Consider the following 26,919-nt stretch of genomic DNA (forward strand, 5'->3'; position numbering starts at 1 on the left):
TGCACTCGCACCGGCGTCGCTCGTCATGCGTCACGCATCCGTCGCACGCTTCAGCAGCAATTCCCTTTCGCGTTCGTTCCGGGTCAATTCCGCCGCACGACGGAACTCGACCTTCGCTTCGTCGGCGCGGCCGAGCTTCGCGAGCAGGTCGCCGCGCACGCTCGGCAGCCAGTGATAGCGGGCGAGCGCCGGATCGTCGCGCAGCACGTCGACGATTTCCAGTGCCGCGGCGGGCCCGAACGCCATCCCCACCGCCACCGCGCGGTTCAGCTCGACGACCGGCGACGGCGCGACTTCCGCAAGCGCGTCGTAGAGCGCGACGATTTGCGCCCAGTCTGTTTCCGATGCGTGCCGCGCGCGCGCATGGCACGCCGCCAGCGCGGCCTGCAGCGCGTACGGGCCACGCATGCCCCCGAGCTTCGTCGCCCGCTCGAGCGCGGCGAGGCCGCGCCGGATCAGCAGCGGATCCCAGCGGCTGCGGTCCTGGTCGAGCAGCAGCACGGGCCGCCCCTGCGCATCGGTCCGCGCGTGCATGCGCGACGCCTGCAGTTCCATCAGCGCGACGAGCCCGAGCACTTCGCTTTCATCCGGCACGAGCCCCGCCAGGACGCGGCCGAGACGCAGCGCCTCGTCGCACAGCGCCGGGCGCGTCCAGTCGTCGCCCGCGGTCGCCGCATGGCCTTCGTTGAACACCAGGTAGATCACTTCGAGCACCGACGCGAGCCGCGCGGGCCGCGCATCGGCGGCCGGTACCTCGAACGGCACGCGCGCCGCCGCGAGCGTGCGCTTCGCGCGCACGATGCGCTGCGCGATCGTCGGCTCGGGCGACAGGAACGCGCGCGCGATCTCGCTCGTGGTCAACCCGCCGAGCAGCCGCAACGTCAGCGCAACGCGCGCATCGGTCGACAGCACCGGATGGCACGACGTGAAGATCAGCCGCAGCAGGTCGTCGCCGATATCGTCGGCGCTCGCATCGGCGAGTGCGTCCGCGATGTCGGGGACGACATGCGCTTCGAGCACGTCCATTTCATGCCCGAGCTGGTCCCGCTTCGCCGCATGCAGCGACTCCTGCCGGACCCGGTCGAGCGCGCGCCGCTTCACGGCCGTCATCAGCCACGCGGCCGGGTTGTCGGGCACACCGTCGAGGGGCCAGTGCTCGAGCGCCGCGACGAGCGTGTCCTGCGCGAGCTCCTCGGCCACGCCGACGTCGCGCACCACGCGCGCGGCGCGGGCAATGATCTTCGGCGCCTCGATCCGCCAGACCGCTTCGATCGCACGGTGAGTCGCCTCACGCATCACGACGCCTGCCCCTGGGCGGACGCATCCAGCGGCATGGCCATCAGCTCCCATGCGTGACCGTCCGGATCGTCGAATCCGTGGCCGTACATGTTCGGATACTCGCGCGGCGCTTGCGGCGCGGACCCGCCGGCCGCGAGCGCCTTCGCGACGATCGCGTCGACCTCGGCGCGGCTGTCGCACGACAGGCACGACAGCACCTGCACCTGCGTCGCCGGATCGACGATGGTCTTGCCGGTGAAGGTCTGGAAAAACGGCCGCACGAGCAGCATCGCGAAAATCGTGTCGCTGATCTTGATGCAGGCGGCCTGTTCGTTGGTATAGGCCGGCACGACCTCGAAGCCGAGTGCCTGGTAGAACGTCTTCGAGCGCGGCAGGTCGGCCACGGGCAAGTTGATGAAAACCATCTTGTGCATGACGGATGCTCCGGTGAGATTGGATTCGCGCAGAATCAGGCGTGGGTGCGGCCGACGTGGAGATCGCGAAACCGCTCGACCGCGTCGCTCGGTGTGAGGTCGTCGAGCTCGAACAACGGCCGCACCTCGATCTCGCAGTCCATTTCGGCACCGAACGGCGCGGGAAACCGGCGCGTCCATTCGAGCGCCTCGTCGCGCGAGCGCACCTGGATCAACGTGTAGCCGGCAATCAATTCCTTCGTCTCCGCGAACGGGCCGTCGACTACCGTGCCCTTGCCGCCGGTGTACCGCACGCGCCAGCCGCGCGCGCTCGGCCGCAAGCCGTTCGCATCGAGCAGCACGCCGGCCCTGGCCAGTTCCTCGTGGTAGACCGTCATCGCCTCGACCAGCCGGTTGTCCGGCAACGCATCGGATTCGCTGACGGCGTTCGCCCGGATCATGATCATGAATCGCATCGCTCACTCCTTGTCATCGGTGAAAAGGGCGTCCGCTCATCGGCGCCTTATCCGGACGACGGGCGGCAGACCGCCGGATCGACGTGCCGCGCGACGAATCAGGGTAAATACCGAGACGCAGCTGTCACAGGAAGCACGGGCCGACCGCGCGCACTTCGACCGTGCACCATTGCGCGGCCGGACACTGGCGCGCAATCTCGATCGCTTCGTCGCGCGTGTCGACGTCGACGATGAAGAAGCCGCCGACCATTTCCTTCGCCTCGGCAAACGGGCCGTCGACGAGGCGCGTCTCGCCTTCGCGCACCTGCACGCGCGTCGCGCGTTCGGAGCGCTCCAGCGACTCGACGCCGCGCAGCACGCCGCGCGCTTTCAGCGTCTCCGCGAAATCGACCATTCGCGCGTACAGCGCCTGCCCGTCTTCGAGCGTGCGTTCGGCGCGCTGGCCGGTCGGTTCGACAATCAACAGCATGTAGGACATGGAATTCTCCTGTGGGGGCCGTGCGCGCAAGCGTTCGGATCGCAGGCCGGAACGACGTGTCAGATGCGCAGCGTAGCAGCCTTGGCCGGCCCTGCCGTCGTCGTTGGCCGTTCGGCACTGGCCTGATGGCCAATTCGATCACAACACGCGATGTTGCCGTCAGAATGCTTGCACGAACCCTCGAATTTTCTTCTCGTGGAGCGCGCCTTGTCACGCCTGCCGCCGCTCATGCTTGCCGCCTCGCTCGTCGTCTCCGCTGCGCGCGCTCGAATCCAGTCGTCATCGACCTGGCGCTGGACGACAGTGCCGCCTGAGCCGTCGCGGGCACAAACCCTGCTCCACGAAGAAATGGACGACTAGTGCAATTGCATGGGTCTGGCAGATGCAACGGCACTATTTACCTGACGCATCGCGCGACGCCATATTTACCGGACTTTCATGTCGCGCAACGGCTCGCCACGCCGTTTTGCCCGATGCGCGAAATTTTTTCAACCACCGCCCCGCCCCGTCGCGCGGGGCTTCCCGGGAAACTTGCCGACGAATTGAAAATTTGTCTCGAAACTCAATTGGCTGATGTGAATCACATTGGTTGCTGGGATTGGTCTTATCTTCAAATTGGCCTGCAAATCCGGCCAGCAAATCAAATCGAAGGAGGATAAACATCATGGCGCTCACTGACTCGATCGAACACAAGCTGGACCGCGGCCTGTCCGATATCCGTCGTACCGGCCGGCGCGTGGGACGCTCGGCGCGCTCGGCCGCCCGCGATCTGCATGCGGACGTATCGGACGATCTGCGCGGGCTGGTCGATGAACTGGAAGACCTGCTGAAGAACGACGGCGACGGCGATATCGCCGCGCTGCGCAAGCGCGTGCAGTCACGGCTCGACGAAGCGCGCAGCACGCTCGACTACGCGTCGGGCTCAGCGGCCGCCCGGCTGCGCGATTCGGCCGAGCGCGTGTCGCAAGCCGTGCACGACAACCCATGGCAGACGGCGGGCGTCGTCGCGGGCCTCGCGTTCGTCGCGGGCCTGCTGCTTGCCCGCCGTTGAACGGGGCTGGCCGCCCATCCGTTCTCAACCCGACAACGAAGGAGAAACGCCATGCAGAAGTCTCTCGCCCTGAAAGCCGCCGCCGCCGTCATGCTCGGCAGTCTCGCCCTTGCCGGTTGCACCACCACGCCCGACAAACCCGACAACGCATCGGCCAGCGCGTCGAAACGCGAGTCGATCGATGCGAGCGTGAACGCGACGCTATCGCGCCTCTATTCGACGGTGCCGGGCTCGCGTGAGCTCGTTGCGAAATCGCGCGGCGTGCTCGTGTTCCCGAACGTGCTGCAGGCCGGCTTCATCGTCGGTGGCCAGTCCGGCAACGGTGCGCTGCGTGTCGGCGGCAGCACCGTCGGCTACTACAACACGTCGTCGCTGTCGGTGGGCCTGCAGGCCGGTGCGCAATCGAAGGCCATCGTGTTCCTGTTCATGACGCAGGATGCGCTCGACTCGTTCCGCAAGTCCGAAGGCTGGTCGGCCGGCGCCGACGCCTCCGTCGCGGTCGTGAAGGTCGGCGCGAACGGTGCGGTCGACTCCAATACGGCCACCGCTCCAGTCGAGGTGCTTATCCTGACCAACGCGGGCCTGATGGGCGACCTGTCGGTCAACGGCACCAAGATCACCCGGCTCCACATCTGACGTGTCGACACGGCCCCAGGGCCGATTTGCTTCCCGGCAACGCCGCGACTCCGGTCGCGGCGTTTTCGCGTGCGCCGCGCGCGGCGGCTATGATGGCGGCACCTTTGCGGGCATACTGCCGATCGGGCCGCCCTGCGCGCGCTTCACCGCGAACCCGTGACGTTCGCGAGCCGATCGCGCCCGAGGCAACGAGATTCAATCAAACCAGGCATCAATCTGCGCGAACCATCCATGGAAAGCGGACACGATCACCAAAAATTCTTCTATTTCCTGCTGTTCGCGGTCACCGTCGGACTGTGCTGGATACTCGCGCCGTTCTCCGGCGCCGTCTTCTGGGGCACCATTCTCGCGATCCTGTTCCAGCCGGTGCAGCGCTGGCTTGCCGCGCGCTTCGGCAAGCGGCGCAACCTCGCCGCGCTCGTGACGATGTCGCTGATCATTCTGATCGTGATCCTGCCGCTCGTATTCGTCGCGGCGACGCTCGTGCAGGAAATCGCGTACGTGTACCAGGAGCTGAAGAGCGCGCAACCGAATTATTCGCAGTACTTCCATGACATCATCCACGCGCTGCCGACGTCGATTCAGAACCTGCTGCAGAAATACGGGCTGACCAACATCCCCGGCATCCAGAAGAAGCTGACCGACGGTGCCGCGCAGATCAGCCAGTTCGCGGCAACCCAGGCGCTCAGCATCGGCCAGAACACGTTCCAGTTCGTCGTCAGCTTCGGCGTGATGCTGTACATGGTGTTCTTCCTGCTGCGCGACGGCGGCGAGATCGGCCGCCGCGTGCGCCGCGCGATGCCGCTCGACGAAGAGCACAAGAACCTGCTGCTCGCGAAGTTCACGACGGTGGTACGCGCAACCGTGAAGGGCAACATCGCGGTCGCGCTCGTGCAGGGCGCGCTCGGCGGCCTGATTTTCTGGATCCTCGGGATCGAGGGCGTCGTGCTGTGGGGCGCGCTGATGGCGTTCCTGTCGCTGCTGCCGGCGATCGGCGCGAGCCTCGTGTGGGTGCCCGCCGCGCTCTACTTCCTCGCGATCGGCGCGATCTGGAAATGCGTGATCCTCGTCGCGTTCTGCGTTGGCGTGATCGGCCTCGTCGACAACCTGCTGCGCCCGATCCTCGTCGGCAAGGACACGAAGATGCCTGACTGGGTCGTGCTGATCTCGACGCTCGGCGGGATGGCGCTGTTCGGCATCAACGGCTTCGTGATCGGACCGCTCGTCGCCGCGCTGTTCATGGCGAGCTGGGATATTTACGCGCGAGCCGAACAGGGCGAATGACGCAACGCGTCACGGATGTCGAATCCTGATCACGACGGGCGCCACGGCGCCCGTTTCCATGTCCGGCCCCGCGACCGTCAGCACGCCGCCATACGGGCCGACACGATGCGCGCGCCCCGGATCCAGCGGCACGATTCGATCGTCGCGCGCATCGCGCCATGTCGCGCGAACCTCCGCTCCCGCGGGCCGCGAAAGCGGCTGGCCATCCAGTTCCACGAGCGCCACATGCGCGCCGGGCAGGCGCCGGCCATGCGCATCGAACCGGAGTGTCGCCGCGGTCGCACTGCTTGACGCCGCGATCGACGGCGCGTCGAATCTCACGTCGTACAGATCGACGAGCGCACCGCTGAATCGCACGATGCCATTCGCGTGCACCGGCTCAGCCGCACCCGCGCCCGACATCGCGAATGCGATGCCGAACCCCGCTGCGACGCTCCGCAGTCTGGCGTCGATGCACCGCTTCGTTCGATCGCGCACCGCCGCCGGTGCTGCCTGCCCCGTCTTCGTTTGCATGTTTCGCCTCCCGTTTTGCCGTGCAAATGAAAGACGGCGGCGTGACGCGCATGTCACGCCGCCGTTTGCTGGCAATTACTTTAAGGAGAGCGGCCGGAACGATATATGGGATACGTCCTAAATTGATCCCGGACTATGCAGACTCAACCCGCGCGAGCGCGGCAGCTCATGCGTCCGGATCGACGCGCAGCACGAGCTTGCCGCGATGGTCGCCGTCGAACAGGCGATTCAGCACGTCGGGCGCATTCTCGAGCCCGTCGGCGACGGTTTCCTCGGCCTTGAGCCGGCCGTCGCGCAGCCATCCGGCGAGCGTCTGCACGGCTTCGCGGCTCTTGCGGTAGTCGAGGATCAGGAAGCCGCGCATCGTGATCCGCTTCGAGATCAGCACGCCGACGTCGTCCGCTGCGCGGCCGCTGTTGTAGTTCGAGATCACGCCGCACAGCGCCACGCGCCCGCCGATCACCATCCGCGACAGCACCGCGCGCATCACCTCGCCGCCGACGTTCTCGAAGTTCACGTGCACGCCGTCCGGCGTCGCTGCCTTGAGCTGCTGACGAAAATCGTCGGCCTTGTAGTCGACGGCCGCGTCGAAGCCGAGCGTCTCGGTCAGGTAGCGGCACTTGTCCGCGCCGCCCGCGATCCCCACCACGCGCGCGCCGTGGATCTTGCCGATCTGGCCGGCGATCGAACCGACCGAGCCGGCCGCCGCCGACACGACGAGCGTCTCGCCGGGCTGCACCGGCGCGATGTCGGTCAGCCCGTAATACGCGGTCAGGCCGCTCATCCCGCACGCGCCGAGCAGCGTCGGCAGCGGCAGGCCCGACTGCGCGGGCAGCTTCACGAGCTGCGCGGCCTGGTCGGCCGGCACGACCGCATAGTCCTGCCAGCCGACCAGCCCCTGAACGAGATCGCCTGGCGCGAAACCCGCATGGCGCGACGCGACCACGCGCCCGATGCCGAGCGCGCGCATCACTTCGCCGATCGCGACGGGCGGCAGGTATTGCGGCACGTCGCTCATCCATACGCGGTTGGTCGGATCCATCGACAGATACAGCACACGCACGAGCACTTCGCCGTCGGCGAGCGCCGGCACCGGTGTTTCGACGAGCGAAAAGTGTTCGCGGCCGACCCGCCCTTCCGGGCGCGTCTTCAGAAGCAGCTGGCGGTTCACGGGTGTCGACATGATGTTCTCCTCCGGTTGTTGTCGTCGATGCGCGTCAGACCGCGCACATGCCGCCGTCGATCACGAGTTCGGCGGCCGTCACGAAGCGGCTTTCGTCGGATGCCAGATAGACGGCCGCATGCGCGACGTCGTCCGGATCGCCGAGCCGGCGCAGTGGAATGCCGCGTGCGAGCTTGCGCGTCGCATCGCGTTCGCCGAGCGACTGGAACAGCGGCTCGACGATGCCCGTGCGAATGAATGCCGGGTGAATCGAGTTGCAGCGCACGTCGAGCTCGCGGCGCGCGCAGTCGATCGCGACCGACTTCGTCAGCGACGCGACCGCGGCCTTCGACGCGTTGTACGCCGTGAAATCCGGCTCGACCTTGAACGCGGCCACCGACGAGATGTTGATGATCGACGCAGGACGGCTTGCGCCCAGGTACGGCAGCGCGTGCTTGCAGCCGAGCACGATGCTCTCGACGTTGATCGCCATCACGCGCCGCCACTCGTCGAGCTGGATCTGCGCGGGCGCGCCGATCGACCCGACGCCGGCATTGTTGACGAGCACCGACACCCCGCCCATCGCCTCGTTCGCCTGCGCGAGCAGCGCCTGCCAGCGCGCCTCGTCGCGCACGTCCTGGGTGGCCGCGAACGCGACCGGCGCCGCGTGCCCCGTGTTGAGTTCATGCACGAACGCGTCGAGCACCGCCGCGTCGGCGATGTCGGTCAGGAACACGCGCGCGCCCTGCTCGACCATCCGGCGCGCGATCGCGCGGCCAAGGCCACCGGCCGCGCCAGTGATGTACGCGCACTTGCCTGCGAGGCGCGGGGAAACGACTGTCATGGGACCTGCTCCTATCGTGAATCGTCGAGGCGGACCGGTGCAGCGACGGCGGTTGCCGTGCGCCGGCCGACCGCCGCATGGTTTGCGCGAGTATAGCGAGCCGGCCGGACCGCGCCGGACAAATCGGGCAAGCCGCCGCTGCGGCCACGATCGAACGAACGCCAGCGTACGCGATTGCCGGCGATCGATGAAATGAATATTCGTAATGCCCGGTCATAGACGCAGTTCATGACCTGCGTATCGCCGGGCGACGGGACGAGCCTGTCGAGCGCGCCGGATCACCGCGAATATCGATTCAATGAAGGCAGAACGCCGGATTTTGACAATGACGAGGAAAGAACGGGATGAGAGTCGGAGGTGCCGCCACCGCGGGTGACCACCTCACCTGACACCGTGACACCGGGGGTGCTGACGCCCCGGAAAGAACGGCCATCAGGACCCGTTGCCGGACGTGCGCATGAATGCGCAGAACTGCGGGGAATGCGTATCGATCATCTGCTGGAACGGTGCGCGATTCCCGTACGCGATGCCGGACACGAGGAGCAGGCAGACGGCTGCGATGCGCGGCGAGACCGAGCGCTTGTGCGCCCGGTCGTAGATCCGCAGGAACACCAGCGCGACCAGCGCGCCGAGCAGCCAGCCGACGACGACTTCGGGAATCGTGTGCGAATGGTCGAACACGCGCGCGACGGCTGTCACCGCGCCGACGGCGAGGCCCGCCGCCACACCCGGCACCTTGCCGGCACGGAAGGCCTGCCACAGCATCGACAGCGCGACGGTCCACACGGACGTCGACAGCATCGTATGGCCGCTGATCACGCGGAAGTCGAACTGCGGAATTTCGACACCGCAGCCCGCATAGAGAATCTTGGTCGCCCCGACCAGGCTCATGCCGGCCGCGAGCAGCACGATCCAGCGCACCGCGAGCCGCCAGTCGGACAGGGCGAGCCAGACCGCGCAGGTCAGCGCGACCGGCAGGGTCAGCGCGGCGTCGCCGATGTTGCTGATTTCACTCCACATAACGGACGTCGAACGGCTGGCAAAACGCGCAGTTTAACGCACGCGCGCCACGCGCCTGTTTCAGCCTGTGACAGGCTGTATCAACCCGCGACACCCGTAATCAGCAGCAGGTTCGTGCCGGTGATGACGGCGAACAGCGTCCACGCGGCGACCTGCATCCTGCGGCCGATCGCATGCTCGCCCATCGTGTCGCGATCGCTCACCGAGCGGATCAGCGGCCACATCGCGAACGGCAACTGCAGGCTCAACAGCACCTGGCTCCAGACGAGCAGTTGCCCGACCGAGTTCTCGCCGAGCCACAGCACGCCGATCAGCGCGGGCATCAGCGCGAGCCCGCGCGTGATCAGCCGGCGCTGGTAGCACGGGATTTTCGTGTGCAGGAAGCCGTCCATGATCACCTGGCCGGCGATCGTGCCGGTCAGCGTCGAGCTTTGCCCCGACGCGAGCAGCGCGATGCCGAACAGCAGCGCGGCCGCGCCGCCCGCGATCGGCGTGATCAGCCGGTACGCCTGTTCGATGTCGGTCACGTCGTGCTGGCCGGTCGCATGAAACGCCGCACCCGCGACGACCAGGATCGCCGCATTGACGAGCATCGCGACGAACAGCGACACGCAGGTGTCGATCCGCACCAGCGCGAGCGTGTCGCGGATCAGGCCGCGCGCGCCGCCGACGACATGACGCGTCTGCACGACCGACGAATGCAGATACAGGTTGTGCGGCATGATCGTCGCGCCGACGATGCCGAGCGCGAGCACGATCGCGTCCTTGCGGTCATGGCCCGGATCGCCCGGCACGAGCCCCGCCGCGACCGCATGCCAGTCGGGAGGCGTGATCGCGACCTGCGCGACGAAGCAGAACGCCATCGTCGCGATCAGCCCGAGCACGATCGCCTCGATCTGCCGGACGCCCTTGCCCTGCAGCCCGAGGACGATCACCGTGTCGAGCGCCGTGAGCACGATTCCCCACGCGAGCGGCACGCCGAGCAGCAGCTTGAACGCGAGCGCGCAGCCGAGCACTTCGGCGATGTCGCACGCGATGATCGACACCTCGGCGGTCACCCACTGCACGATGCGGCCGAAGCGGCCATAGCGGTCGTAGCTGGCCTGCGCGAGATCCTTGCCCGCGACGAGGCCGAGCCGCGCGGCGAGCATCTGCAGAAAGATCGCGGCGAGGCTCGAGAACGCCACGACCCACAGCAGCGAATAGCCGAATTGCGAGCCGGCCTGAATGTCGGTGGCCCAGTTGCCGGGATCCATGTAGCCGATCGCGACCAGCAGGCCCGGGCCGAAGAAGCGCTTGAGCTTCATCCAGCGCGACGCGCCGGCGTCGATCGTGATGCTGCCCTTTACTTCCGACGGGCAGAAGGGGGCGGTGGCGGTAGTGGGGAGCAAGGGCATGGAAACCGGGGATCGTGATCGCGACACGGTGATTTTACGGTCATCCGCCCCGTTTTCTCCCGCGCATCGACACGCGCGCCCCGGCTCGCCCGCTCGCCGCCGGATTTCGCGGGCCGCGGCACGAGTTGCGGATCGGCCGCGCCGGCGCCGTTCGTCAGGATACGCTCGCGCTCGGCGACGCGAAATTCGGTCGGCGACACCTGCAGGCGCTGGCGAAACAGCTTCGCCAGACGCTCGCCGCTGCCGAAGCCCGTGCGCCGCGCGACCTTGTCGGCCGGCAGCGTCGTGTGGATCAGCATGTGGCATGCGCGCTCGAGCCGCACGTGCTGCACGAACTCGGTCGGCGTCACGCCGATTTCCTTCTTGAAGCGCCGCAGGAAATTGCGCTCGCTCATCGCGGCCGTCTGGGCGACTTCGGCGATCGAAATGCGGTTCGCGCTCTGCGCGCGCAGCCGTTGCGCCGACATCCGGATCGACGGGCTCGCGCTCAGCTCGCGAAACGCCCACATCGACTGCGCGTAGCGCTGCTCGACCGGCCGCATCAGGTTGCTGGCGATCTCCTGCGCGGCGCTGTCGCCGAGATCGGCGCGGAACATGTCGAGCACGGCCGCGAACACGTCAGCCTCGCCTGCCTGCAGTTCGATCGTGGCCGCCGCGCCGCGCGCGCGACCGGTTCGCGCGTGACCGGCATCCGTCTGCCGCTGCGACGCCGCGAGCGTCGACAGGTCCATCGCATCGACGATCCATCGCGCATGCCGGCGGATGTCGCTCAGGCGACGCCGCAATGCATCGTTCCAGTTGATCGACGCGCGGTCGCCATGAAGATGAATGAACGCGAGTGCACGAGGGCCGTGCTCATCGCCGAGCGGATCGGCGGCGATCTGCACGCCCGACGACGACTGCAGCAACCCCCCGCTTTCCGATACGTACTTCAACTCGTAATCCGCACTGAACGCGTGCAGGCGATTCGCCAGGTTGAAGGCCTCGCCAAGGCGCGCGGCCTGCGCCAAGGAAAACCCCGTACTCAAATAGATTACGACCCACCTCTGATCTGCTGCTTCCACTGCCAAGCCCCCGGACTTTTTCGACTTCTTGTAATACCGTCGAACTGTCAGGCTTATATTTGGTTTGAACTCGTGCGACAGCGACGGCTATTTCGAAATATGAAGCGACGGCATCTTAGCCGAACGGGTCGTGTCTTTGGCATGAAATGGCAGACCGGGACAGTATGATGGCGGATTTCAACAGGCTATCGCCGACCACTGGTGCGGCCGCGCGGAAATGCGCATGCCGATGGGCAGGCTCGCATCGTGCGCATGATTCGCGTCGCGCATCGGATGCGCGCACGCACGTATCGGCTCGATCGTCATCGACACGCATCGAACGGCATCGATCGTCGCTCTGATGCACGCACCCGCGTTCCGTTGTTCGCGCATCCCGTAGAATCGCTCCACCGTCCACCACGCCGACTTCGTCCGTGCCCGCCGATCATCGTCTCGACCTGAACCTGTTCCGCGTGCTCGATGCCGTCTACGTGCACGGCGGCATCGGCGCGGCCGCCCGTGCGCTGCACCTGACGCAGCCGGCAGTCACGCATGCGCTCAACCGTCTGCGCGCGCATTTCGACGACCCGCTGTTCGTCCGCCAGGGCAACCGCGTCGTGCCGACCGAGCGCACGCGCACGATCATCGCGGACGTGCAGCTTCACCTCGCCGGCCTGCAACGCGCCGTGCGCGCCCCGTCGGCATTCGACCCGGCGACGCTCGACCTGAGCATCGCGGTCGGCATTCGCGACGTGCTCGAATCGATCGCGCTGCCGCAGATCGTCGCCGCGTTCGCCGACGAAGCGCCGGGCCTGCGATTCGTGAGCCGCCGCATCGCGGTGCACGACATCGAACGCAAACTCGCGTCAGGCAATCTCGATCTGGTCGTCGATCGACGCGTGCAGACCGGTCCGCGCATCGCGACCGAACACCTGCTCGACGATTCGCTCGTCGTCGCGATGCGGCACGATCATCCGTTGACCGGCGGTCCGCTGCGGCGCGGCGACTATTTCGCCGCAGGGCATGTCGCGGTGTCGTCGCTCGGCGAACAGCAATCGCTCGACGTGCTGCTCGGCAACGACGGGCGCCTCCGTCACATCCAGCTCGTTTGCCAGCATTACTTCGCCGCCTGCCAGATCGCCGCGACGGGCGACCTGCTGCTGACGCTGCCGCGCACGTATGCGCTGCGCATGGCGGCGATGCTGCCGATCGCCGTGCAGCCGCTGCCGCTGCGGCTCAAGCCGTTTCCGCTGCTCGCGTACTGGCACGAGTCGCGCGAAACCGACCGCGCGCACCAGTGGGTGCGCGAACGCGTCGCCATGCTCGTGCGCCGGAGTGCCGGCGTCGCCGGCTGATCCTGGCGAGCCCCGCCGACGCGCGCAGCGCCCACGATTTTCCGCGAGACGGTATGCTGGCGGCTCGTACGCCGCATCGTCGCGGCCGCCTCTTTCCCCGCTTGCCGGAGTTCTTGCCATGCCGCTCATCCATGCTGCCGCCACCCTCGCCGCCGACGCACCCGACTACGTCGTCCAGCTGCAGGCCGGCACGCACGCGCTGACCGGCGACGAAGCGCCGCGCGAAGGCGGACAGGGCCTCGGGCCGGCGCCGTTCGAGTTCGTGCTGGCCGGCCTCGCGCAATGCACGGCCGCGACGCTGCGCATGTACATGCAGCGCAAGACGTGGCCGGCCGTGCGCATCGACGTGCGCACCGAACTGCACGCCGATCGCGAAGGGCAGCAATACGTGCGCCGCGTCGTGACGCTCGACGGCCCGCTCGACGATGCGCAGCGCCAGCGGCTCGCGGAAATCTGCGAGAAGACGCCGGTGACGCTGTTCATCAAGCGCGGCACGCGCATCGAAACGACGCTGAACTGACGGGACGACGCACCGCGCCGCACACGATCGATACGCAGCAAGTAAAACGGGCGGGCCGCGCACGATGCGCGGCCCGCCCGTTTGCGGATGTCGTCCGGCGTTTACAGTCCGAGCGCGGACAGGTCCAGCTTGCCGTCCTTCACCGGCGGGCACCAGAAATACGCGCCCGTCAGCGGTCGCGTGAAACGGAACAGGCCGTCGACGATGCCGTCGTCCGCGCCGCTCATCCGGCGCATCTGCACGTCGAACGCGCGGAACGAACGGCCGAACGCGACGAAGTAGAGCCCCGCGCGGCGCGCGTCGGACCACGGCGACGAACGGCGCAGCATGAACGCCTCCGGCTCGAAGCTCTCCTGCGCGGTGCGCTTCACGTGCGCGAACTCGGGCGCATCGTCGAGTTCCTCGTTGTCCGAGCGGCGGCGACCGATGATGTGATCCATGTCGCCGGACGCAATGCGCTCCATCTGGTCGAAGTCGTGCAGCCATTGCTGAACCGCGACGAAGCTCGAACCGTCGAGACCCGCGCCCTGCCCCGTGACGATCGCCGCGGCCAGCGCGTCGTCGCCGCTCGGGTTCTCGGTGCCGTCCTCATAACCCGACAGGTCGCGATCGTTCGAATAGCGGAACCCGTCGACCGCGTCCTGCAGCGCGAACGCCGGCGCAAGCGCCCGTTCGATCGTCCGCGCACGCAGCACGAGCTCGCCGCGATCGTCACCGCGCAGCCAGACCCAGACGTCGGCCGGCGTGATCGGCAGCGTGCGGTCGTTCACCGCGAACGCCGGATATTCGGTGAGGCCCGGGACCGGACGCCCGAGGTGTGCGGCCAGCGCCTGTCCGAAGCCCACGACCGTGTCGCGCCCGTCGACGAGCTCGCGCAAAGCTCTCAGCGCCGCTGCCACGTTACCGTTGTTCGAAATCGTGAAAGTGAGGTATCGGGCCGCCGTGTCGATCGGAGCCAGGATGCCTTGCTGAACGTCGCTCATCGTTTCCTCAGGAATGTATCGGGGTGAATCCGCGGGGCCGCAGCGGCCGACGCGCAACGGCAAAGTGTAATCGATGCGGCCCGCCGACCCGTGCGGCACCGCACCGCGGAATCCGCACCAAAAAGGGCCGAAACCCCGAATACTAACCGTATCGACGCTGCAACGCGGCATTCGTCAGACGTTGCAGCGACTCCGGCACTGCTGATAAAATCCCTTCACGTCTTTTCGGCGTCCTTTCAACCGTTCACTTCAGGGAGGTGCAGATGTTCCGAATGCCAGCAGCCTTCCCGAACGTGGTCCCACGGCGCGGCTGATCCAGCCCGTCGTCCGCGCCGGCTCCCGAGTGCTCCGCTAACTCGACGGCCCGCGCATTTTCCGACAGTCCGTTTCGTTTCGCCCGCGTCGTCCGCGCGGCCGGACTGTTGCGTTTTCGACGTTCTCCGAACCGGAAAGTCCCGTCGCGCGATGCGCCGGGCAACGATACATGACCAGAAAAACCACCCATCAGGGCGGCCGGGCATTCCAGGCCGTCTTCGGCTTCACGTTCCGCTACTGGCGCAAGCAGCCGGTACGCATCGCGACGATCACGACCTTGGCGCTGCTCGGCGCGCTTGCCGACGTGCTCACGCCGCTGTTCGCCGGCCGCCTCGTCGATGCGCTGTCGATCGGCCTGACCGACCGCGCCGCCGCGTGGCATTCGGCCGTCGTCGCGTTCGGCACGCTCGCCGCGCTCGGCATCGGCGCGACGCTGCTGCGGCAGGGCGTCTATCTGAACATCATTACGCTTACGCTGAAGATGATGAGCGAGATCGCCGCCGCGTCATTCCATCGCGTGCAGCGTTTCTCGACCGACTGGCACGCGAACAGCTTCGCGGGGTCGACCGTGCGCAAGATCACGCGCGGAATCTGGGCGCTCGACCTGTTGAACGACACCGTGCTGATCGCACTGCTGCCGTCGGTCACGATGCTCGTCGGGGCGACGGTGCTGCTCGGCACGCACTGGCCGGTGATGGGGTTCGTCGTCGGCGCGGGTTCGCTGCTGTACATCTCGGTGACGGTCACCGTGTCGCTCGGCATCGTCGCGCCGGCCGCGCGGCTCGGCAACATGTGGGACACGCGCATGGGCGGTGCACTCGCGGACGCGGTGAGCTGCAACGCGGTCGTCAAGGCGTTCGGCGCGGAAACGCGCGAGGAAGCGCGGCTCGCGCGCGTGATCGGCAAGTGGCGCCAGCGCACGCGCCGCACGTGGGTACGCGGCACGCTCAACGGCGGGCTGCAGGGTGCGATGCTCGTCGCGATGCAGGCGGCGATGATCGGCGTGGCGCTGCGGCTGTGGGCGAACGACGAAGCGAGCGTCGGCGACATCGCGTTCTCGCTGACGATGTTCTTCATGCTTCAGGGCTACCTGCGCGACGTCGGCATGCACATCCGCAACCTGCAGCGCTCGGTCAACGACATGGAAGAGCTCGTCGCGCTCGAGCGCCAGCCGCTCGGCATCGACGATCGTCCCGGCGCGCCGGCGATCCGGATCGGGCAAGGCGAGATCCGCTTCGAGCACGTGACGTTCCGTTACGGCAACCATCCCGTGCCGCTGTACGACGACTTCTCGATGCGCATCGCGCCCGGCGAGCGGGTCGGCCTCGTCGGCCATTCCGGGTCGGGCAAGACGACGTTCATCAAGCTGATCCAGCGTCTGTACGATGTGTCGGGCGGCCGCATCACGATCGACGGCCAGGATATCGCGCAGGTGCGGCAGGACTCGCTGCGCAGCCAGATCGCGATCGTCCAGCAGGAGCCCGTGCTGTTCCACCGCACGCTGGCGGAGAACATCGCGTATGCGCGCCCCGACGCGAGCCGTGCGGAGATCGAGCGCGCCGCGCGTCTCGCCAGCGCGCACGACTTCATCGCCGCGCTGCCGGACGGCTATGACACGCTCGTCGGCGAGCGCGGGATCAAGCTGTCCGGCGGCGAACGCCAGCGCGTCGCGATCGCGCGCGCGTTCCTCGCGGATGCACCGATCCTGATCCTCGACGAAGCGACGTCGAGCCTCGACAGCGAAAGCGAGGTGCTGATCCAGCAGGCGATGGAGCGGCTGATGGTCGGCCGCACGACGCTCGTCGTCGCGCACCGGCTGTCGACGGTGCGCTCGCTCGACCGCCTGCTCGTGCTCGATCGCGGCAAGGTGATCGAGGAAGGCAACCACGACGCGCTGATCCGCATCGACGGCGGGATTTATCGCCGGTTGTTCGAGCGGCAGGCGCTGGAGCTGGCGAAGGGCCTGATCGATTCGCCGCCGCGCGCGGTCAACGGCGATGCCGGCCCGCGGGGGCAGCCGGCGGAGGCTTGATGGCAACCCGGTTGCGGCCGGACGTGCGGTGCACTGCCGCCGCGCTTCCGGCCCCGACGCCACCCGCCGCGATCACTTATCATACCGGCCAGGCAATTTGCGACCAAAGGCGGATCATGTTTACAGGCATTGTTCAGGGTGTTGGCGTCATCAAGACCATCAAGGATCACGGCGAACTGAGAACGTTCAGCATCGAATTCCCCGAGCGGTTCACCACCGACATCGAGATCGGCGCGAGCGTCTCGGTCGACGGCGTCTGCCTGACGGTGACGACCATCCACTCGCCGCTGCTGATCGACTTCGACGTGATGTTGCCGAGCCTGAGAATCACCACGCTGGCCGACCTGACGACCGGCGCCCGGGTCAACGTGGAACGGGCCGCAAAGGACGGCGCGGAAATCGGCGGGCATCCGCTGTCCGGTCACGTCGACTTCATGGGGACCATCCTGCATATCGCGTCGTCCGAACACAACCGGATGATCCGCATCGGCGTGCCGGCCGATTTCAAACGCTATGTGTTCGCGAAGGGCTATATCGCCATCAACGGCTGCAGCCTCACCGTATCGGACGTCAATCGCGACGAAGGCTGGTTCGAAGTCTGGCTGATTCCCGAAACGCGACGCGCGACCACCTTCGACGCCAAAGGCGTCAACGACAAGGTCAATATCGAGATCGAGCGCAGCACCCAGGTCGTCGTGGATACGATCCGAGAGTCGGTCAAGGAAACGCTCGGGGAACTGACCGGTGTCGTGACGACCTTGCTCGCGGAGAAAGGCATCGACATCGAGGAACTGCTCGCGCGCAACGTCGCGAAACTGCCGAAGGCGTGACGGACGCCCCCCGTTCCCGGTGATCGGCGCGATCACCGGGTGTCCGTTTCCGTCGACACACGGCGGTCGGCCGCCCCGCCCGCGCCGTCAGTCCGCCTCCACCCGCGCCCCCTTCCCCACCGCCACCCGCTGCGATCGATAAATCCCCGCGTGTCCGGAAAACAGATAGGCGACCACGCAGGCGACGATCGCATAGACGCCGATATCCGCGCCGAACAGTTCGATCGCCATGATCGTCGACGCGACCGGCGTGTTGGCCGCGCCCGCGAACACCGCGACGAAGCCGAGCCCCGCGAGCACCGGCACCGGCAGCGCGAGAACCTGGCCGAGCGCGTTGCCGAGCGTCGCGCCGATATAGAACAGCGGCGTCACTTCGCCGCCCTTGAATCCCGACGCGAGCGTGACGACGGTAAACGCGAACTTGCCCGCGAAATCGTAAGCCGGCAGCGGCCCGTGAAACGCGGCCTCGATCGTCGGGATCCCGAGCCCGAGATACTGCGGCACCTTCAGCACGGTGGCGGCCACCGCCACCAGCGCGCCGCCGAGCACCGGCTGCAGCGGCGCGTAGCGCACGACGCGGCGAAACCATGCGCTCAGCGCATGCGTCGCGAACGCGAACAGCCGGCCGACGACGCCGAACGCGACACCCGCGACGACCGTCGCGATCAACCCCGAGGCCGACACGGCCGGCACGAACGGAATCGCATAAACGGTGTGATGCACGCCCCACGCGCGGCACACGATGTCCGCGACGATCGCCGACGCGACGCAGGTCAGCAGCGCGTCGTACCGCACGCGGCCGATCGCGAGCACCTCGAGCCCGAACACGGCGCCCGCGAGCGGCGTGCCGAATACCGACGAGAACCCGGCCGCGATGCCGCCCATCAGCAGCACGCGCCGATGCTCGCGATCGAGCCCGAACAGGTGCGTGACGCGATCGGCGAGCGCGCCGCCCATCTGCACGGCCGTGCCCTCGCGGCCCGCCGACCCGCCGAACAGGTGCGTGACGACGGTCGCGACGAGCACGAGCGGCGCCATCCGCTTCGGCACGAGCGCCTTCGGGTCGTGAATTTCGTCGATCAGCAGGTTGTTGCCGCGCGCGACCGACTGGCCGAACCGGTGGTAGACCCAGCCGGTCGCGAAACCGGCGCCCGGCAGTCCCCACAACAGCCACGGATGCGCGACACGCGTGCCGGTCGCCCACTCGAGCGCGATCAGGAACCACGCGGAAGCCGTGCCGGCCAGCGCACCAAGCAGGGCGGAGAGCGCGAGCCAGCGGCACACGTAGCGCACGGTCGCGAAAAAATCGGCAGAAGTCGAGAAAAACATGATTTCCAGATTCGACGGGACATCAAAACCTGGGCGGCAGAATACCGCATGGACGGCCTGCGACCTCCTGACAACCCAGGAACACGCAGGCATCATCAGCCGGGTCACCGGCGGTTGAGGGCCGAGCCGCGCGCGACGCGCCGGGATCGACCGCAGGGAGGCATGCCATCTCCGCAGGCGGCAATTGTACGCGACGCCGCGCGGCGCGCGCAATGCAGCCCCGCCGGGGCCGCCACGCGCCGTCAGTCGCGCGGCATGCGCGTCACGCGCGAGATCAGCTGCGGCGCGATTCGCTCGAGCGGCAGGATCGCCGATGCGGCACCGATCGCCGCGGCCGCCTTCGGCATCCCGTAGACGGCGCTCGTCGCCTCGTCCTGCGCGATCGTGTAGCAACCCTTCGCGCGCATCGCCTTCAGCCCCAGCGCCCCGTCGCGGCCCATTCCGGTCAGCAGCACGCCGAGCGCATCGCCCTGCCAGCCGTCGGCGACGCTGTTGAAGAACACGTCGATCGACGGCCGGTACGGCGTCTCGGCCGGATGCCGCGTATAGCCGAGCACGCCGCGCGGCGACATGTACAGGTGATCGTTGGTCGCCGCGAGCAGCACCTCGCCCGCCCGCGGCACACTGCCCTCCCCCGCGACACGCACGGGCAGCTGCGTATAGCCGTCGAGCCACTCCGCCATGCCGACCGCGAACGCCTGGTCGACGTGCTGCACGATCACGAGTGCAGCCGGAAAATCGGCCGGCAGCGCACGCAGCAGCGCGGTGAGCGCGGTCGGCCCGCCCGCCGACGCGCCGATCGCGACGAGCGTCGGCAGGCCGCGCGTGGGGGCCGGGCCGGGCGGCACGAGCGTCATGGTCCGGCTTTCGAGCAGCCGGCCGATCTGGTCGATCTTCGCGAGCAGCGCCTGCGGCGACGCGTCGGTCGACAGCCCGAGCGCGAGCGTCGGCGTGTCGACCGCATCGAGCGCGCCGGCACCCATCGCCTCGTAGACCGACGACGTGTTCGCGCTGACGCTGACCGTCACGATCAGGATCGCGCACGGCGCGCGCGCCATGATCTGCCGTGTCGCCTCCACGCCGTCGACCTTCGGCATCACGAGATCCATCAGCACGAGATCGGGCGGATGGGCAATGCAGAAATCCACGGCCTCGTCGCCGTCGGTCGCGACCCACAGCACGCGGTGGTCCGTGCGCAGCGCGAGCACGCGGCGCAGCGCCTCGACGGCCAGAGGCAGATCGTTGACGATGCCGATGTTCATCCGCGTGCGTCCCCGATCAGGTCGTGCACCGCATCGAGCAGCGCCTCGTCGTGGAAACTGCTCTTCGCGAGGTAGTAATCGGCGCCGGCATCGAGCCCGCGCCGGCGATCCTCGTCGCGATCCTTGTACGACACGATCATCACCGGCACGCGCTTGAGCATCGGGTCGTTCTTGATCAGCGTGACGAGTTCGATGCCGTCCATGCGCGGCATGTCGACGTCGGTGACGACGAGATCGAACGCGTCGCTGCGCACCGCGTTCCAGCCCTCCATCCCGTCGACCGCGACCGTCACGTCGTAGCCGCGCTTTTCCAGCAGCTTGCGCTCGAGCTCGCGCACCGTCAGCGAATCGTCGACGACGAGCACGCGGCGGCGGCGATCGACGAGCGCGAGTTGCGGATCACGCGTGAGCCGCGCGAGCTGCCCGCCACGCACGAGCTTGTCGACCGAGCGGATCAGGTCCTCGACGTCGACGATCAGCACCGGGTCGCCGTTCTCGAGCAGCGCGCCGGCCGCGATGTTCTGGATCTTGTGCAGGCGGCTGTCGAGCGGCTGCACGACGAGCATCCGCTCCCCGAGGAAGCGGTCGACCGCGACGCCATACAGCTCGGGTTCCCCGCCGACGACCACGACCGCCGTGCTCGTGCGCGCGACGTCGGGCTCGCCCGCGTCGAGCAACTGGTGTGCGGCGACGAGGCCTGCGCGCCGGCCGTCGAACGGGAAATGCGGCTGCCCTTCGAGCACGTCGATATCGTCGTGCGCGAGTTCGAGCGTGCGGCGCACGTGCGCAAGCGGAAACGCGTACGGCTCGCCGCCGACCTCGACCAGCAGGCTGCGGATCACCGACAGCGTGAGCGGCAGCTGCAGCACGAAGCGCATGCCCGCGCCGGGCTCGTTGAAGATGCGCACCGCGCCGCGCACGCCGCGCACCATTTCCTGCACGGCGTCGAGGCCGACGCCGCGCCCCGACACGTCGGTCACCGCATCGCGCATCGAGAAGCCCGGCAGCAGCAGGAATTCGAGCAGTTCGGGATCGGACAGCCGCGCGGCCGTCTCGTCGTCGGTCAGGCGCTGGCGCACGACCGACGCGCGCAACGCATCCATGTCCACGCCCGGCCCGTCGTCGATCACGCTGACGAGCAGCGAGCCGGCGCTGTGGCGCGCCTCGAGGGTGACGCTCGCCTCGGCCGCCTTGCCGCGCGCCCGACGCGCGTCGGGGGATTCGACACCGTGATCGATCGCGTTGCGCAGCAGGTGGCCGAGCGGCGCGTCGAGCAGATCGAGGATGTCGCGATCGACCTGCGTGCCTTCGCCGACGATCGAGAAGCGCACCTGCTTGCCGAGCGAGCGCGCGAGATCGCGCACGATGCGCGGATACGCGCGCGTCGCGTCGCCGAACGGCCGCATCCGGCATTGCAGCGCCTCGTCGTACAGCTGCTCGGCGATGTGCGTGCTGCGCCGCTCGAAGCGATCGAATTCGTCCATGCGCTCGGCGAGCGAGCGCTGCAGGTCGTTGAGCATGTGCCGCACTTCGTTCACCGACGCGAGCACGCCCGCGTCGAGATCGTCGGCAAACTGTTCGTACAACAGATCGAGCGACCGGGCCGCATCGCGCTGCGCGCGCTTCACGCGCAGCATCGACTCCGCGAACGGCTTGAGCCAGCGCGATTCGACGAGCGACTCGCCGGACAGGCTCAGCAGCCGGTTCAGCGTATCGGCCCGCACGCGGCGCATGGCACCCGCGCCGGCCGCGCGGCCCGCCTGGACCGGATCGGGCACGGCCGCCGACACCGCGAGCGGCGGCACCGCGGCGCCGGCCCCCACGGATTCGTTCGCGGCGCCGTCGTGCTCGCGAAGCGGCACGACGAACGGCGGTGCCGGCGGCGGCGCGAACGCCGGGGCCGAGGCCGGCATCGCGTGCGCGCCGTCGGCACCTGTCAGCGCCAGCGCGAACGCCTCGATCTCGGTCGACGACACGGGCTGCGCCTCCGGATCGGCGACGCGCACCAGCAGGTCGACGCCGGCGAGCAGCACATCGATGTGCGTGGCCGTCAGCGCGATCGTGCCGGCCTGCGCGGCGACGAAGCATTCTTCCATGCGCCCCGCGATGTCGACACCGAGCGGCACGCCGACGATGCGTGCGGCACCCTTCAGCGAATGCGCGGCGCGCATGCACGCCTCGAGCGCGACGGAGTCGGGCTCGCCCGATTCGAGCGCGAGCAGGCGTTCCGACAGCGCCTGGGTCTGCGTGCGCGTCTCCTCGCGATACAGCTCGAGCAGCGACAGGTGGCTCAGATCGTCATCGCCGCTCATCGCATGCTCCGTGTCACGGCGTCGAACAGCCGATCGTCGTCGAGCAGGCCTACCGACTTGCCACGCCACGACAGCACGCCGCGCGACAGGCCGGCGCTCGCGCGCCCGACCGTCGCCGGCACCGGCACCCATTCGGATGCGCCGAAGCGCAGCACGCCCTCGACTTCGTCGACCGGAAACACGACCGGCTCGCCCTGGTGCGCGGCGACCAGCAGCCGCGTGAAACGGCCGTCGCCACCGCCGTTGCCCCCCTTGCCCGCGTCGAGGCCGAGCAGCGCGCCGATCGAGATCGCGATGCGCAGCGTGCCGCGAATGTTGACCACGCCGCGCACGGCCGAATGCCGGCGATACGGCAGCGAATGGATCGGGCGCGTGCCGGCGATCTCGCGCAGCACACCGATCGGCAGCGCGAGCCATTCGTCGGCGACGCGAAACGCGAGCGCCGCCTGGTGTGTATCGTCTTCGCCGTGCGCGCGGGTCGCGTCGAACGCGCCGATCCGCTGCGTGGCGTCGGCCATCTCGGCGATGGCGAGCGGGCGTTCGAGCAGCTTCGCCGCGTGATACGCGTAGACCGGACAGTTCAGGCAGCGCAGGCAGTCGGCCAGCCGCTCGCACGAGCGATCGCCGCGTGTGCCAATCCGGTTCCAGCAATCGTCGACGCCGATCGTCGTGTCGTCAGTGGCAACGGCGTCGCGGTTCATTCTTTCCTCGGTCATCCCGATGTCGGCTCCCAACCCGTATTCTCGTTATCCGGCCGAGCGCCGCGCACGCTCGAGCAGCCATCGCGCGCCGGCGCCGTCGCCGCCGACGTCGAGCAAGGTCGCGAGATGCGTCAGCGCTTCGTGGTGCGTCGGCCGCAGATACAGCGCCTTCCGGTAGAAGTCGCCCGCTTCCGCGACGCGCCCGCGCGCATCCGCGATCAGCCCGTTCAGGTAAAACGCGTCGGCGTGCGGCCCGGCGTGCGCGGAGAACTGCGCGAGCACGCGCTCGGCCTCGTCGAATGCGCCCGCATTGGCCAGCGCCTGCGCTTCCTCGAGCGTCGGTGCGGCGCTGTCGGCGACCGGCGCCCCCTTCGCGGGCATCTCGGCCACGTTGGCCACATGCGCCGGCGAGTCGACGCGCCAGTCGGCCCGCGGCTCGGGCGCCGTCGGGCGCTCGGCCGGCGCGAACGCGGCGCGCGACGGCGCGGCATCGCTCCACGTCGGCGGCACGACGGCCAGCAGCGGGCGCGTCGCGGCCGGCGGCACCACCGCGAAGCGCTCGCCGCGCCAGTACGGCGCGATCGCGGGCATCGGTGCCGCATAGCCGTCCGCCGCGGCACCACCGCGCGCGCGATGAAACGCGAACGCCAGCGGCACGCGCGCCGAGCGCATCCCGTGCCGCATCGCGACGCCCGTTTCGGCGGGGCCGACGAACAGCATGCCGTCGTCGGCGAGCGAGCTGTCGAGCGAATCGATCACGCGGTCCTGGGCGTCGCGGTCGAAATAGATCAGCACGTTGCGGCAGAACACGAAGTCGTAGCGGATGCCCGTATCGAAGCCCGGCTCGACCAGGTTCGCCTGGCGAAACTGCACGCACGCGCGCACGCGCTCGTCGAGCAGCCAGCCGTCGGCGACCGGCGTGAAGTAGCGGCTGCGGAACTCGGTCGTCGTGCCGCGAAACGCATTGCGCCCGTAGCAGCCGAGCCGCGCCTGTTCGATCGCGCGCGCGCTCAGGTCGATCGCGTCGATCGTGAAGCTGGCCGGATCGAGCCCGGCGTCGAGCAGCGCCATCGCCGCCGAATACGGTTCCTCGCCGGTCGAGCACGGCGCGCTCAGCACGCGGATCACGCGCCCGGGCATCGCGGCAAGCCGCTCGGCCGCGAGCCGCGCGAGCGTCGCGAACGCCTCGCGATCGCGGAAGAACCACGTCTCCGGCACGATGAACAGTTCGATCAGCGCGCGCCGTTCGTCGGCCGACGCGTTGAGCTGCTGCCAGTAGGCGTCGAGCGCTTCCGGCGTGACGGGCGGCCGCGCCGCCGACGGCAGCCGCTCGCCGTCGCCCTGCAGCGCCTGCACGCGCTCCGTCAGCGCGCGGCTCAGGAAATCGTTGCCGAGCGAATCGGGGTCGATGCCGGTCTCGCGCAGCAGCCAGCCGCGAAATCGCGAATCGGACTCTTTCATGCGGATGCCCCTCCGTGGCCCGGCAGGTCGTCGAACAGATACAGGCGCGCCACGTCGTCGATCAGGTCGGACACCGAGACCTGCTGCACGATCCCGTCGGGCGTGTTCGCGACGCGCCCGAGCCAGCGCGTGCGCGCGGTCGATACGCCGCTGGCGCGGAACGCGGTGCGGTCGATCCGCAGCGTCTGGGTCGCGCGTTCGACGATCAAGCCGATCACGCGATCGCGGTCGAGCTGCCCGACGCGATAGCGAGCCATCACCAGCCGCGTCGAGCGCAGCGCATGCGCGCGCCGTCCGAGCGCCAGCATCGGCACGTCGATCACGGGCACGGGCTGACCGCCGCGCATCAGCAACCCGGCAATCCATTCGGGCGCGCCGGGTACGGCCTTGGTGGTTGCAAGCGGCAGCACCTCGTCGATGTCGGCCGCATCGAGCGCATAGCGCTCGCCGTCGAGCTCGAACATCAGGAACAGCGCGTGCGCGCCGCCGTGCGCCTCGGCGCGCATCACGCGTCGACCTTGAAGCGCGACACGCTGGTGCGCAACTGGTTCGCGACGAGCGTCAGGTCGTCGATCGCCTGCGACGACTGGCGCAGCGATTCGGCCGTCTGCTGCGCGGCTTCCGACAGTTGCGACAGCGCCTGCGTGATCTGCTCGGCGCCGTTCGCCTGGGTCTGCATCCCTTCGTTGACCATCTGGAAGCGCGGTGCGAGCGTCTGCACCTCTGCGATGATCTGCGACAGCTGCCCGCCGACCTGCTGCACGTCGAGCATCCCGCGGCGCACTTCCTCCGAGAACTTGTCCATCCCCATCACGCCCGCCGACACGGCCGACTGGATCTCCTTCACCGTCTGCTCGATGTCGTACGTCGCCACCGCCGTCTGGTCGGCGAGGCGGCGGATCTCGGTCGCGACGACCGCGAAGCCGCGGCCGTACTCGCCGGCCTTCTCGGCCTCGATCGCCGCGTTCAGCGACAGCAGGTTGGTCTGGTCGGCCACCTTGGTGATCGTCGCGACGACCTGGTTGATGTTCAGCGCCTTCTCGTTGAGGATCGCGAGCTTCGCGTTCACCGAACCGGCCGCGTCCATCACGCTGCGCATCGTCTCGCCCATCCGCGTGAGGCCGCTCTGGCTCACGCCCGCGAGCGTCGCCGACTGCTCGGCCACGCCGGCCACCTCGTTCATCGTGCGCAGCAGGTCGCGCGACGTCGCGAAGATCTCGCGCGAGGTCGCACCGATCTCCGTCGTCGTCGCCGCGGTTTCGTTCGCGGTCGCCTGCTGCTCGCGCGACGTCGCCGCGATTTCGGCGACCGACGTCGTCACCTGAAGCGACGACTGCTGCGCGCGCGCAACCAGCTCGGTCAGCTCGTCGGCCATCCGGTTGAAGCCCGACTCGAGCGTGCCGAACTCATCGCGGCGGCGCAGGTCGAGGCGGCGCGTCAGGTTGCCGGTGCGCATCACGTCGTGCACCTCGACGAGCCGCGCCATCGGCACGGTGACGGAACGGTACAGCCCGTAGCCCAGCCCCAGCGCGGACAGCAGCACGATCGCCAGCGCGGTCGCGAGGACGATCTCGGTGTCCTGCCCGGATTGGCGGATCAATTTCGCGGACTGGTCGGCGAACTTGCGGTTTTCCTGCACCAGGATATTCGCGTTGCGCACGACCTCGGCCCACGCAGGCTGCACCTTCGCATAAGCGGCGACGGCCTCCTCGCGCGACACGCGGCTCTTCTGCACCGCGTCGTTCAGCAGCGGCAGATAGCGGTCGAAGGCGCCGCGAAACGCCGCGAAGCGCTGGCGGTCGTCATCGCGGAACGTCGTGTTCTGGTAATCGACCGACAGCGACTCGACCTCCTTGAGCGTCTCGCCGATCCTCGCGAAATCACGCTGCACCAGTTCGGGATCGGTATCGACGAACGTCGCCTGCTGCAGCATCGCGAACGATTCATTGACCGTCCCGCGCAGCGACGCCGCCAGATACACGCCCGGCAGCGAGTCGTGTTCGATGCTGACGGCCTCGGCGTTGATCGCGCGCAGGCGCTCGTAGGACACGCCGGCCGTCACCAGCATCAGCACGAACAGCACGCCGAAGCTGAACAGGATACGGTTGCCGAGCGTCAGCCGGGCGGCGCCGATCGTCGGGTGCAGGCTTTCATTGGTCGCGCGGGGCGTCACGGTGGCCATGTTCGTTATGGGCTTTCTAGAATCAGCGTTGAAAAAAACCGC

Annotated in this window: 26 protein-coding genes and 1 riboswitch; of the genes, 7 read left to right on the plus strand and 19 right to left on the minus strand. The window is 68.3% G+C overall.

Translation table 11 applies throughout. The features are described 5' to 3' along the window. Nucleotides 1–30: 30 nt before the first annotated feature. From ACT2FV_RS07535 to ACT2FV_RS07555, 5 genes are all read right to left on the minus strand, one after another. Nucleotides 31–1,299, minus strand: coding sequence for an RNA polymerase sigma factor (locus ACT2FV_RS07535; protein ID WP_444503551.1), 1,269 nt, complete (start codon nt 1,297–1,299; stop codon nt 31–33). After that, nucleotides 1,296–1,712, minus strand: a complete 417-nt coding sequence (locus ACT2FV_RS07540) for a VOC family protein (protein WP_059601629.1) — start codon at nt 1,710–1,712, stop codon at nt 1,296–1,298. Before ACT2FV_RS07540 ends, ACT2FV_RS07535 begins: the two co-directional genes overlap by 4 nt. Nucleotides 1,713–1,747: 35 nt before the next feature. Beyond that, a complete protein-coding gene (locus ACT2FV_RS07545; protein WP_059466553.1) occupies nt 1,748–2,167 on the minus strand; it encodes a YciI family protein in 420 nt (139 codons plus the stop codon). Nucleotides 2,168–2,291: 124 nt separating this feature from the next. Continuing rightward, nucleotides 2,292–2,645 (minus strand): YciI family protein, encoded by a 354-nt coding sequence (locus tag ACT2FV_RS07550; protein ID WP_059466554.1) that lies wholly within the window; start codon nt 2,643–2,645, stop codon nt 2,292–2,294. A gap of 393 nt (nt 2,646–3,038) precedes the next feature. Next, nucleotides 3,039–3,311 carry a hypothetical protein gene (locus tag ACT2FV_RS07555; protein WP_444503552.1) on the minus strand — a complete coding sequence of 91 codons (273 nt, stop codon included), beginning with the start codon at nt 3,309–3,311 and terminating at the stop codon, nt 3,039–3,041. Between ACT2FV_RS07555 and ACT2FV_RS07560 the strand changes: the two genes are divergently transcribed. From ACT2FV_RS07560 to ACT2FV_RS07570, 3 genes are all read left to right on the plus strand, one after another. Continuing rightward, complete coding sequence (locus ACT2FV_RS07560; protein ID WP_059531622.1) at nt 3,310–3,696, plus strand: DUF883 family protein; 387 nt, start codon at nt 3,310–3,312, stop codon at nt 3,694–3,696. The genes ACT2FV_RS07555 and ACT2FV_RS07560 overlap by 2 nt on opposite strands. A gap of 51 nt (nt 3,697–3,747) precedes the next feature. After that, nucleotides 3,748–4,332 (plus strand): BPSL1445 family SYLF domain-containing lipoprotein, encoded by a 585-nt coding sequence (locus tag ACT2FV_RS07565; RefSeq protein WP_059601628.1) that lies wholly within the window; start codon nt 3,748–3,750, stop codon nt 4,330–4,332. Nucleotides 4,333–4,563: 231 nt separating this feature from the next. After that, entirely contained in the window at nt 4,564–5,616 is a 1,053-nt protein-coding gene (locus ACT2FV_RS07570) for an AI-2E family transporter (protein ID WP_059678859.1), read from the plus strand. A gap of 9 nt (nt 5,617–5,625) precedes the next feature. Here the strand turns inward: ACT2FV_RS07570 and ACT2FV_RS07575 are convergent, their stop codons facing one another. From ACT2FV_RS07575 to ACT2FV_RS07600, 6 genes are all read right to left on the minus strand, one after another. After that, the gene (locus ACT2FV_RS07575) at nt 5,626–6,129 is read right to left on the minus strand and encodes a thioesterase (protein WP_444503553.1); all 504 of its coding nucleotides are present in this window, start codon (nt 6,127–6,129) and stop codon (nt 5,626–5,628) included. Between the two features lie 166 nt (nt 6,130–6,295). Continuing rightward, nucleotides 6,296–7,312 (minus strand): NADP-dependent oxidoreductase, encoded by a 1,017-nt coding sequence (locus tag ACT2FV_RS07580; RefSeq protein WP_059601622.1) that lies wholly within the window; start codon nt 7,310–7,312, stop codon nt 6,296–6,298. Nucleotides 7,313–7,346: 34 nt separating this feature from the next. Continuing rightward, nucleotides 7,347–8,135: an SDR family oxidoreductase gene (locus tag ACT2FV_RS07585; RefSeq protein ID WP_444503554.1), complete on the minus strand. Its 789-nt coding sequence runs from the start codon at nt 8,133–8,135 to the stop codon at nt 7,347–7,349. 432 nt (nt 8,136–8,567) lie between these two features. After that, a complete protein-coding gene (locus ACT2FV_RS07590) occupies nt 8,568–9,155 on the minus strand; it encodes a phosphatase PAP2 family protein (RefSeq protein WP_444503555.1) in 588 nt (195 codons plus the stop codon). Nucleotides 9,156–9,235: 80 nt separating this feature from the next. After that, entirely contained in the window at nt 9,236–10,552 is a 1,317-nt protein-coding gene (locus tag ACT2FV_RS07595; protein WP_175814852.1) for an Nramp family divalent metal transporter, read from the minus strand. Next, nucleotides 10,501–11,562, minus strand: a complete 1,062-nt coding sequence (locus ACT2FV_RS07600; RefSeq protein WP_124901329.1) for a helix-turn-helix domain-containing protein — start codon at nt 11,560–11,562, stop codon at nt 10,501–10,503. Before ACT2FV_RS07600 ends, ACT2FV_RS07595 begins: the two co-directional genes overlap by 52 nt. A gap of 467 nt (nt 11,563–12,029) precedes the next feature. Between ACT2FV_RS07600 and ACT2FV_RS07605 the strand changes: the two genes are divergently transcribed. Further along, a complete protein-coding gene (locus ACT2FV_RS07605) occupies nt 12,030–12,950 on the plus strand; it encodes a LysR family transcriptional regulator (RefSeq protein ID WP_444503556.1) in 921 nt (306 codons plus the stop codon). Nucleotides 12,951–13,068: 118 nt separating this feature from the next. Then, nucleotides 13,069–13,470: an OsmC family protein gene (locus tag ACT2FV_RS07610; protein ID WP_059466564.1), complete on the plus strand. Its 402-nt coding sequence runs from the start codon at nt 13,069–13,071 to the stop codon at nt 13,468–13,470. A gap of 101 nt (nt 13,471–13,571) precedes the next feature. Here the strand turns inward: ACT2FV_RS07610 and ACT2FV_RS07615 are convergent, their stop codons facing one another. Beyond that, complete coding sequence (locus ACT2FV_RS07615; RefSeq protein WP_444503557.1) at nt 13,572–14,453, minus strand: Dyp-type peroxidase; 882 nt, start codon at nt 14,451–14,453, stop codon at nt 13,572–13,574. A gap of 484 nt (nt 14,454–14,937) precedes the next feature. Between ACT2FV_RS07615 and ACT2FV_RS07620 the strand changes: the two genes are divergently transcribed. Next, the gene (locus ACT2FV_RS07620; RefSeq protein WP_444503558.1) at nt 14,938–16,800 is read left to right on the plus strand and encodes an ABC transporter ATP-binding protein; all 1,863 of its coding nucleotides are present in this window, start codon (nt 14,938–14,940) and stop codon (nt 16,798–16,800) included. 116 nt (nt 16,801–16,916) lie between these two features. After that, nucleotides 16,917–17,630, plus strand: coding sequence for a riboflavin synthase subunit alpha (locus tag ACT2FV_RS07625; RefSeq protein WP_124621070.1), 714 nt, complete (start codon nt 16,917–16,919; stop codon nt 17,628–17,630). 87 nt (nt 17,631–17,717) lie between these two features. On the opposite strand, the gene ACT2FV_RS07630 is transcribed toward ACT2FV_RS07625, so the two are convergent. The 7 genes from ACT2FV_RS07630 to ACT2FV_RS07660 all read right to left on the minus strand — a co-directional run bounded on the left by ACT2FV_RS07630 (nt 17,718) and on the right by ACT2FV_RS07660 (nt 26,877). Then, a complete protein-coding gene (locus ACT2FV_RS07630) occupies nt 17,718–18,959 on the minus strand; it encodes a voltage-gated chloride channel family protein (protein WP_444503559.1) in 1,242 nt (413 codons plus the stop codon). A 79-nt stretch (nt 18,960–19,038) separates the two neighbouring features. After that, a riboswitch (Fluoride riboswitch) is annotated at nt 19,039–19,141 on the minus strand. Nucleotides 19,142–19,201: 60 nt separating this feature from the next. Beyond that, the gene (locus tag ACT2FV_RS07635) at nt 19,202–20,221 is read right to left on the minus strand and encodes a chemotaxis response regulator protein-glutamate methylesterase (RefSeq protein WP_444503560.1); all 1,020 of its coding nucleotides are present in this window, start codon (nt 20,219–20,221) and stop codon (nt 19,202–19,204) included. Next, nucleotides 20,218–22,533, minus strand: a complete 2,316-nt coding sequence (locus tag ACT2FV_RS07640) for a hybrid sensor histidine kinase/response regulator (RefSeq protein ID WP_444503561.1) — start codon at nt 22,531–22,533, stop codon at nt 20,218–20,220. Before ACT2FV_RS07640 ends, ACT2FV_RS07635 begins: the two co-directional genes overlap by 4 nt. Beyond that, nucleotides 22,530–23,234, minus strand: a complete 705-nt coding sequence (locus tag ACT2FV_RS07645) for a chemotaxis protein CheW (RefSeq protein ID WP_444503910.1) — start codon at nt 23,232–23,234, stop codon at nt 22,530–22,532. Before ACT2FV_RS07645 ends, ACT2FV_RS07640 begins: the two co-directional genes overlap by 4 nt. Nucleotides 23,235–23,279: 45 nt before the next feature. Then, on the minus strand, nt 23,280–24,695 hold the full coding sequence (locus tag ACT2FV_RS07650; RefSeq protein WP_444503562.1) for a CheR family methyltransferase: 1,416 nt from the start codon (nt 24,693–24,695) through the stop codon (nt 23,280–23,282). Then, nucleotides 24,692–25,201, minus strand: a complete 510-nt coding sequence (locus ACT2FV_RS07655) for a chemotaxis protein CheW (RefSeq protein WP_239007130.1) — start codon at nt 25,199–25,201, stop codon at nt 24,692–24,694. Before ACT2FV_RS07655 ends, ACT2FV_RS07650 begins: the two co-directional genes overlap by 4 nt. Next, nucleotides 25,201–26,877: a methyl-accepting chemotaxis protein gene (locus ACT2FV_RS07660; protein WP_059601590.1), complete on the minus strand. Its 1,677-nt coding sequence runs from the start codon at nt 26,875–26,877 to the stop codon at nt 25,201–25,203. The genes ACT2FV_RS07655 and ACT2FV_RS07660 overlap by 1 nt, the downstream gene beginning before the upstream one ends. Between the last annotated feature and the right edge of the window lie 42 nt (nt 26,878–26,919).

The organism is Burkholderia sp. PR2 (genome assembly GCF_052372875.1).
Classification (GTDB): Bacteria; Pseudomonadota; Gammaproteobacteria; order Burkholderiales; family Burkholderiaceae; genus Burkholderia; species Burkholderia diffusa.